This is a genomic window from Xanthovirga aplysinae, assembly GCF_009711365.1.
In the GTDB taxonomy this organism is placed as follows: domain Bacteria; phylum Bacteroidota; class Bacteroidia; order Cytophagales; family Cyclobacteriaceae; genus Xanthovirga; species Xanthovirga aplysinae.
In genome coordinates this window covers 1-9668 of the sequence record NZ_SMMB01001152.1, presented here as the reverse complement: position 1 = coordinate 9668, position 9668 = coordinate 1, and the positions used below count along the sequence as shown (strand labels likewise).

The window sequence follows — 9668 nt, the reverse complement described above, 5'->3', positions numbered from 1 at the left end:
GTAATAATTTAGGTAATTGGTTTAAAAACTGTGAAATGTAATTTATTTATTTACCTAAAATTTAAAAGTATGAAAAAAATTGTACTAATCTGTTTGTTGCTAGTTTGCTCTCTAGCCTGGCAATCGTATGCTCAAGAAAGAGTTATAACGGGTACCGTTATGGCGGAGCAGGATTCTTCTCCTTTGCCAGGAGTAAATGTCATTTTAAAAGATAGAAATGATATTGGTACCATTACCGATGTGGATGGTAAGTTTAGTTTGGAAATTCCTGAGGAGGGGGGGACATTGGTTTTTTCCTTTATTGGGCTTGCCAAGAAGGAAGTAGAAATTGGAGCCAGGTCCGTTTTGGATATTATGATGAGTGAGGATGTCCAACAACTGTCGGAAGTGGTGGTAACCGCTCTGGGAATTGAAAGGCAGAAAAAAGCTTTGGGATATTCAGTTCAGGAGGTTAATGCCGACGAAATTTCAGAATCCAAAGAAACTAATATTGTAAATGCATTAGCAGGAAAAGTGGCGGGGGTCCAGGTTACTAATTCATCTGGGGCGGTAGGTGCCTCTTCTCGGATTGTTATAAGAGGAAACTCCTCCTTTACAGGAGAAAATCAACCCCTATTCATTGTGGATGGAATTCCTATTGATAACTCTTCTTTTTCATCCGATGATGAAGTAATGACAACCAGTGATGGTACTAGAGAAAGCGAGTCAGAAAATACCGTAGATTACGGTAATGCTGCCATGGATCTAAATCCTGAAGATATTGCCTCCTTTAATGTGTTAAAGGGACCTACTGCAGTGGCACTTTACGGTTCTAGGGCTCAAAATGGAGCCATAGTGATTACCACAAAGTCGGGAAAAGGGGTACATGGTAAAAATGGTGGGATTGGCATATCTTATAATACTTCCTACGCTTTTACTAATCCACTCCGATTACCTTCTTTTCAAAATCTATATGGACAAGGTGAGGAATCCGATCGTGGAGATAACCAAAGTACCGGTTATTTAGGGTGGGATCAAAGTTTTGGAGCACCGTTTGATGGCCGTGAAATGGTGGATATGTGGGGAAATAGGGTAAGATGGGAAGCCAATCCCGATAATGTAAAGGATTTTCTTGAAACAGGACATATTATGAGTCATAACCTGGCTCTTGCAGGAAGTTCTGATAAATCACATTTTAGGTTTTCGGTGTCGGATTTTCGTCAAAAGGGGATCCTTCCTAATACAGCTTATGGAAGAAATACATTTGGATTTAAAGGAGGAAGTAAACTTAGTGAAAGTTTAAATGTTACGGCCAGCATTAATTATACCCGAGGTAGAGGTGAAAACCGGCCTGGTGGGGGATATGAATCTTCTAATGTTTTTCAATCTTTATTTAATTGGTTTGGTCGCCAAACAGATATAACGTCTTATAAAAATTATAGGGATGAGAATGGAAATCTTCTAATTGATCCGGTTACTAATAAAATGTTTGCTCCAGTACGAGATTGGCAATCTAATCCTTATTTTACTTTAAATGAAAATGTTAACAAGGATGAAAAGGACAGGATTATTGGTAATGTTAATCTTGAATATCAATTAACGGATTGGTTATCAACCTCTTTTCGTGCAGGAACAGATTTTTATAATGATTTCAGGAAACAGGTATATGCGGTAGGTACAGTTTATCCTACTCGTTTTGCTAATGGAGGTTTTTATGAAGATAAATACTTTGTAAAAACTTACAACATTGATTATGTCATAAGTGCACAGAAGGATTTTGGAAATGAGTTTAGTGCAAATGCCATGGTAGGATTAAACCGCTATCATAAGGAAGTGAGAAATTCCTATGCTTTTGCAGAGGGTCTAATTGCGGAAAATATTTATAACCTTGGTAATGTGGCAGGTAACCCAATCGTTAATAATTATACCTTGGCAAAACGTATTAACGGCCTTTATTTTACTGGGCAGGTGGGGTACAAAAATGTTGTCTTTATGGATATTTCAGGAAGAAATGATTGGTCCTCAACTCTTCCGAAGGGGAACCGTTCCTATTTTTATCCAGCGATTAATACCAGTGTAGTCTTTTCTGATATAATTGATCTTCCATTCTTAAGTTTTGGTAAAATAAGAGGGGGAATAGCACAAGTCGGCAATGACACCGATCCGTATCGACTGATTAATTATTTTACAAAGCCAATCATTGATGAGGGGTCCGTCAATATTAACTTTCCGTTGAATGGTCAACCATCATTCACTACAGGAGACCTTTTGGCCAATGCTGATTTAAAGCCTGAAAGGACAACTTCTTGGGAAATAGGAACAGATTTGAGGTTTCTGGATGGTAAATTGAGTGTAGATTTTACCTATTACAGTGCTCTTACAAAGGATCAATTAGTTCCAGTCCGATTATCTTCAGCTAGTGGCTTTAAGGAGAAAATGTTAAATGCCGGAGAAATTAGGAATTCAGGAGTTGAATTGATGATTAATGCTACTCCTTTGGATTTACCAAATGGCTTCAAATGGAATACTTCACTTAATTTCTCCAAGAATAAAAATACGGTAGTATCCATTCACCCAGATGTGACCTCTATTATTTTGGGCCAAGAAAGAGTAAATATTGAAGTACGGGAAGGGGAACCTTATGGTGTTATTGTGGGAACCAAGTTTTTGCGTGATGATCAAGATCGATTGGTGATAAATAGTGATGGTCTACCTATTGTTACCAGTGGTACAGAAATCCTAGGAAATGTCAGTCCAGATTTTATGGCAGGTCTATGGAATGAGGTGGAATACAAAAATTTAAGGTTAAGTTTCTTAATTGATATGAAACAAGGGGGAGATATTTTTTCAGTAACTGATTACTTTGGAAAATACGCTGGAGTATTGGATAATTCCTTGTTAGGTAGGGAAGGAGGAAATGAAACCGGATTAGTTGTTCCGGGGGTATTAGCAGATGAAAATGGGGATCCTACGAATACACAAAATAACATTGTGGTAAGTTCTCAAAATTATTATCAAAATTATGGAGGTTTTGAAACTAGTGTTTATGATGGCTCTTTTATTAAACTTCGTGAAGTTAAAGTGGGTTATAGCCTGCCAGCTTCTTTGATTAAAAACACTCCATTTGGGAAGATTGATATATCCCTTTATGGAAGAAACTTATGGTTAATTCACTCCAATGTGCCTCATATTGACCCTGAAACTAGTGCCTTTGGTTCAGGAAATGCTCAAGGTATAGAAACAAATTCTCACCCTTCCCTTAGAAGTTTTGGTGCTAGTCTAAATGTCACATTATAACCCCTTAAAAAAGAAGTATTATGAAATTATTAAAATATATTAGTCGAATTTTAGCAGTTTATCTTGTTCTTGTCATGGTGGCATGTGAGACGGGTTTCGATGATTTAAATACTAATCCTAATGCTACAGAATCTACCACTCCTGAGTCAGTAATGCCTTATGCCATGGCTAGGGTTGCCTTTGAGGTTAATTTTCAAATAGGATTTCTGACGACCTCTAATTGGGTACAACATATTGCTGAATCGGAATACCCTTCCGCTGATCAATATCGATCTATGTCTGCCATTTCAAACATAATATGGGATGAATTGTATTTTGGAGCCCTAAAGGACTTTAAATTTATTGAGGATAAAAGTTTTCAGATACAAACTGAAACTGGGTTTAATAAATCCAATTATATTGCTATTGCTAAAATAATGAAAGCATATACCTATAGCGTTATGACCGATGTTTGGGGAAGTATTCCTTATGAGGAAGCCCTAGAGGGCGATGAAGAGGGAGGGTCTCTTACTCCATCATATGACGATCAGGAAACTATATACAATAGTTTACTAAGTGAGCTTGAGGATGCTGTGGGCTTAATTGTAATAGAACCAGACGAAAATAATAAACCTTCCTCTGAAGACCTTATTTACGGTGGAGATATGGGAAAATGGCTGAAATTTGCTAATTCTTTACAGTTACGAATGTATATGCACCTTAGTAAGAAAATGCCTGGCACTTACGATGCAAAGATTAATTCCTTGTTGGAAGATCCAAAAGCACTTATGGAAAAAAACAGTGAAAATGCTCAATTGATTTTTTCTGGAGATGCTGCCAATCCTGTTTATTCACGAATTAATGCCCGTCCAAGAGATTTTCGAATGAGTAAAACATTGATTGATATGATGAGAGGAGGTACGGAAATTTCCCCAGATTATATAGACCCCCGCCTTCCTTTATTTGCAAAGAAATCTGAAGAAGAAAAAGATGCGGATGACAATGTCATTTACGAAGGAGGGGAATACATTGGAATTCATAACGGAATGAACAGTATTGGAGAGTTAAAGGATGATGCAGATGATCCTCTTTATACTATGTTTAAATCCTCTAAGGTGGGGGACGCTCAAGGTTCTGCAAATTCACCCGCTATTCTGATGACTTATTCAGAAGTGCTATTTATTAAAGCTGAATTGGCGGCAAAAAATGGGAGCGCTGAGGCCCAGGAGCTTTATGAGAATGCTGTTAAAGCTTCTATGGAGCAATTTGGTGTAGAAGATCAAGCGGCCATTGATAATTTCTTGGACCATCCGAATTTTAATTATGAGCAGGCAGAAAAACCTCTTCAATTAATAGGTGAACAAAAATGGGTAGCATTGTATGGAAACTGGGTAGAAGCATTTTCTAATTGGAGAAGAACTGGATTTCCGGAACTTCAAGCTGCAAGTACCAACTTTACTTCAGGCGTAATTCCAAGGCGATTTACCTATCCAACACTTGAAAATTCAACCAATGGCAGTAATTATTCCAGTGCAATCAGTGCCCAAGGTGGAGCAGACCTTATTGACAGGGTATGGTGGGATGCTGAGTGATAAAAGATTTGGAGTGGGAAATTGATTTCCCTTTAAATGAAAGGTCTCCAAGTTTTATTAAACTTGGAGACCTTTTTATGGGGTTTGTTTAATAATAGACAAAGTTTCAGTTGTGGTGTTAAAATTGGGTTTTATTTTTGGTCTTTCGGATGTTATTGGGCTAGGGCGTTTGATTTTATTTAGATAGGCATTTGTTCGGAAGTGCTTCCTTGAAGGCTTATTTAATTTATGGGCCATGAGCTAATGGATCCAATCCAATGAAAGTCAGAAGATATAAAGGTAAGAGATTAAGTTTTTTCATCTTTAAAATTGATTTAAATAACAGAGATGGATGTCTTCAGGTTTACCCAATGTTCAGATAATTGAACTAGATAATAGGAATACCTCCATTTTGCAAACAACAATATTTACATAAAATAGATTTTTTGATTGCATTAGCATGTGAGAATTAATTAAAGGATCAAGGGCTTTCAACAATGACAGGAAGTTTAATAATTTATATTTCAATAAAATACCCCATAAGCCTTTTCATGACCACTTTGAAGGAGTGCATAGGGTTTGCCCCTTCTATAAGTGAAGCTTGGGATTTAATTCTCTTCTTTGTTCCTTTACACATTGGTAATATCTAATTTTTAAATTTTTGAGTCGTTTTTTTTACATATTCACACTGGTTTCTCTTGTATTTTTCCAAAAGCTGTACAGTGCAGGGCATTCTGGTTCATCTGGAGTGCGGGAGGCAATCTACATTGCCGATTCGCTAATTGATGAGAATCAACACAAAATGGTTTTACCCCTTATTGATTCTTTATATGCATTGACACTAAGAGATGAATTGGAGCTGGAAACAGACCTTTTAAATTGGGTGTATGCCGATTTTTATTTTAGTCTGGATAAATATGAAGAATCCCTCCATTACTTTAGGAAACTCTTGGGTAAAAATTGGGATACAGCTGATTCAGAATTTTTGGGAAAGATGGCCAGAGCCTTAAATGATATGGGAATTGTATTTTACCGTGTTGGCAAAATCGATTCAGCCATAGTGGTACACCAAAAAAGCATTGAATGGGCTGAGAAAGTGGACAATGGTCAGGTGCTTGCTTATAATTATAACAACCTGAGTGTCCTAATGAAGGAGAGGAAATTAATGGATGAGGCCATTGAAAATCTTCAAAAGAGTGCATTCTATATTCAGGAAATAGGGGATACCCTGGGATTGGGCTTTAATTATTTAGGTCTGGCTCTACTCTACCAAGATGAGGGAAATTATAGCCTCAGCGTGGATCATTACCTGAAGTCATTAGCGATTTTTGAAAAATATGGAAATGAGCTTGAGGTCATGCTTGTATATGATCGCTTAGGTAGATACTATTTACAACTTCACGATGGAGAACAGGCAAAGGAATATTTTGATAAGGAATATAATTTGGCTCTAAAAACAGGAACCAAAAGGTTTGTTGCCCACACAGCCTCCAATTATGCCACTTATTTTAGGAATAAAGGTATGCAGGATAGTGCTTTTTATTATTATGATAAAGCCATTACTACTTTTAACCTTACCCAATATAAAAAGCCCCTTATCAAAGCCATGAAGGGAAAAGGCGAATTGCTATATAAGTCCGGTCGACTGTCAGAAGCTATCCTTCTTTTAAATGAAACTCTTGAAATTGCACAAAACAAATTTTCGGGGGAAGCCATAGCTGTTTATGGAAAGCTGGCAAATATTTATCTGGATTTAGGAGCTTATGATAAAGCAAAGGAATTGGCAGAAAAAGCCCTTGAAAATGTAGATGTTGAAGACCAAAATCTTTTGGCCAGAATCGATTTATTTGATGTGCTTTATAAGGTGGAGAAAGAAAAAGGTAACTATGAAAAGGCTTTTGGTCATTTGGAGAAACTTCATGTCAATACGGATTCATCCTTTAACCAGGAAAAACGACTGGAAATGGCTAGAGTGGAATATGACTATCATTCTAAAAAGGAGAGGGAGATTTTTGAGCTGGAAAAGGAAAAACAAGCAATGGAATTTCAGCAAGAAATTGAAAAGGCCGAATTGATTAGGAATACGATAATAATAATTACTTTCTTATCTATTGCGCTTTTTATTGTCAGTTTTAGATCTTATAAACGAAAAATTAAAGCAAATCGGGTTTTGGCTAAACAGGCCGATGATCTAGCACTGAAAAATCAAGAGTTGGCAGAAATGTATAAAAAGGAGCAGGCCCTCATGAAAACTAATCTTGAGGAAAAGGATAGGAGGATTGCTGCTTTTACGATGAATCAGCATGAAAAAGATGGCATATTGAAAAAAATTGATGAGAAGATTCAAGTATTGTCACAAAAAAATAAAGAGATAGAATCGGCAGAACTAAAAAGGATTCAAAAATTGGTTAAATCTAATATTGACACCAATGGTAGCTGGGATAGTTTTGTTCATCAATTTGAACAGGTTCACCCTGATTTCTTCACTTCTATTCGCAGTCAATATTTCAATTTAACCGTGAACGATTTGAAAATTTGTGCCTATATCAAAATAGGCATGGATAATAAATCCATTGCCCAGGTGACCAATTTAACATTGAACACAGTTAAAAGCAGGATTCATCGCTTGAAAAAGAAAATGGATCTTTCCCCGGAAGAAAACATCCGAAATTTAGTGATTTCAATTAATTAAGTTTAGAAGATTGTAGGAGGTAGAAATTCTAAATTTGTTAGAAAATTCTCTATGATAATGGGAGTTTTAAACAAACTTCCCTCAAATGAAAGTGACGGTTACCGTAAGGACCGAAGAAATTAGTGTTCCTAATCTAATATTGATTCTATTACACTGGCTTTGATTTAAGGAAAAAAAATCGGACCCAAACAGTTTTGGTTTTGTATCCTGCCATGATAGGAAGTAAAGTGGATAGATTAAGAGATTCTAACCAATTGGTTTGAAAGGTTCTAATAGAGAAGTTCCAATTGATACGAGTATAATGGTGAATCGGATAGAGATGAAGGATGTTTTTTTTGGGGTTTACCAAGCAACGATGAAAGGAAAAAATGGAATTAGCTTTTCATCCTAATTCATCAATAAATGTTCTAGCTGAGACCTTGAATTATCTGATAAAGGATTGGAAAGAATACAATCAGGTCTAATATGGAGTAAATTATAGCAATAAGAGGAAGTTATGATTTCCTCTTTTTATGCTTATCCCTTTTTTCTCCCAACCGATCATTAAATTGTTCTCCCTTATCTGTTTTTATTTTTTTGATTCAAATAATCCCTACATTTTAGTAAGAAAATTAACCCATATCCAATCATTAGATACAATACAAATGAAATCTTTAGTCAGAATATTTCTTTCGGGATTATTTATAACAACAGTATGGAATCCAATTCTTTGTCAGGAAAAAAATAATGAAGATAACACAATTATGAATTTGTTGGACCAGGAAGTTTCTGTTGATTCGTTAGAGACAACTCTGGAGGCATTGATGAAACAGCATCAGGTTCCTGGTCTGTCAGTAGCGATCATAAACGAAGGAAAAGTGATCTACAAAACAGTAAAGGGGTATTCGGATATTGAAGCTAAACAAAAGGTAACCAACAAAACTATTTTTGAGGGAGCATCTCTTTCAAAACCCCTCTTTGCCTATCTTGTCATGAAATTTGTGGAAGATGGTAAAATAGATTTGGATAAACCATTACATGAGTACCTGCCCTATGAGGATATTGCTGGGGATGAGCGTTACAAAAAAATTACTGCTAGAATGGTGCTTTCCCATACTACCGGATTTCCTAACTGGAGGACTGAGGCTCCAGATAATAAATTATCAATTAAGTTTGAACCAGGTACCTCCTACGAATATTCTGGGGAAGGATACCAATACCTTGCTAAAGTAATGGCTCACATTCTAAATTGCGATGATGAAGGCCTGGAAGCAATCTATCAAAAACAAGTTGCTCAACCTCTCCAATTACAATATACAAAGTACGTTCAGGATTCAAATAATCTTAAAAACAAGTCCAAACCTTATGACAAGGGAAATAGAATTAAAGGAGAAGAAGTCACTGGTGAATTTGGCTCTGCTTATTCGATTCATTCCGAAGCAGTGGATTTTTCTAAATGGCTAATTGCCCTTCTGGAAGAAAAGGGCTTAACAAAAGAAAGTTTTAATGCTCTTTTTAGGGCACAGGTTCAACTTCCGGAAGATGCAGAAGAACGGGCTCAAGGGGTAACGAATTGGACATTAGGATTTGCAAAAGTTACTCTTCCAATGGGGACATTGTATGCTCATGGAGGAAACAATTGGGGATATACTAGTTTATTTGCTATTAACAGAGAGAAGAAATGGGGGTATGTAATGTTTACAAATGCCAATCAATCCATGTTGCCTTTACAATTTCTCATGTATCTGAATGGGATGAAATAGGTTGATCTCTTCCAATGTCGGCAATAAATTAATAATAGGAGAGCTGAAATATAAATAGTAATTATCCTTAAGGTTGAAATTTTTGGATTCCTCCTTTTCGAATATTTAATTAAGAAATGGAGCCATGATTTTTAACATTTAAGGTTTTATCCATACAAAATCATATTTAAGTAGGGATTACATTTTATGATTCTTTGGTATGGGAATAAATTAATATCTGATTTTTTTCAAATCATAGATGAATAGTTTAAAATTAAATAAAACAGACTATCAACTTGTTGGTATTTACCTACTCATAGTGGCCATTTGGCTTTTTTTTAAATTTACAGTTTATAATTATTCCCTTATAGAGTACATCGATATTCTGGTTGTATGGGTACAAACCCTTTTATTACTCCTTTTTATAAA

Annotated in this window: 4 protein-coding genes; all 4 read left to right on the top strand. The window is 36.0% G+C overall.

Annotated elements, in window-relative coordinates:
* Nucleotides 1–69 precede the first annotated feature (69 nt).
* The 4 genes from E1171_RS14635 to E1171_RS14620 all read left to right on the top strand — a co-directional run bounded on the left by E1171_RS14635 (nucleotide 70) and on the right by E1171_RS14620 (nucleotide 9260).
* Nucleotides 70–3276, top strand: coding sequence for a SusC/RagA family TonB-linked outer membrane protein (locus tag E1171_RS14635; protein WP_155206775.1), 3207 nt, complete (start codon nucleotides 70–72; stop codon nucleotides 3274–3276).
* 20 nt (nucleotides 3277–3296) lie between these two features.
* A complete protein-coding gene (locus tag E1171_RS14630; RefSeq protein WP_155206774.1) occupies nucleotides 3297–4847 on the top strand; it encodes a SusD/RagB family nutrient-binding outer membrane lipoprotein in 1551 nt (516 codons plus the stop codon).
* A 640-nt stretch (nucleotides 4848–5487) separates the two neighbouring features.
* Nucleotides 5488–7518: a tetratricopeptide repeat protein gene (locus tag E1171_RS14625; RefSeq protein ID WP_155206773.1), complete on the top strand. Its 2031-nt coding sequence runs from the start codon at nucleotides 5488–5490 to the stop codon at nucleotides 7516–7518.
* Between the two features lie 644 nt (nucleotides 7519–8162).
* A complete protein-coding gene (locus E1171_RS14620; protein WP_187696470.1) occupies nucleotides 8163–9260 on the top strand; it encodes a serine hydrolase domain-containing protein in 1098 nt (365 codons plus the stop codon).
* The last annotated feature ends 408 nt before the right edge of the window (nucleotides 9261–9668 follow it).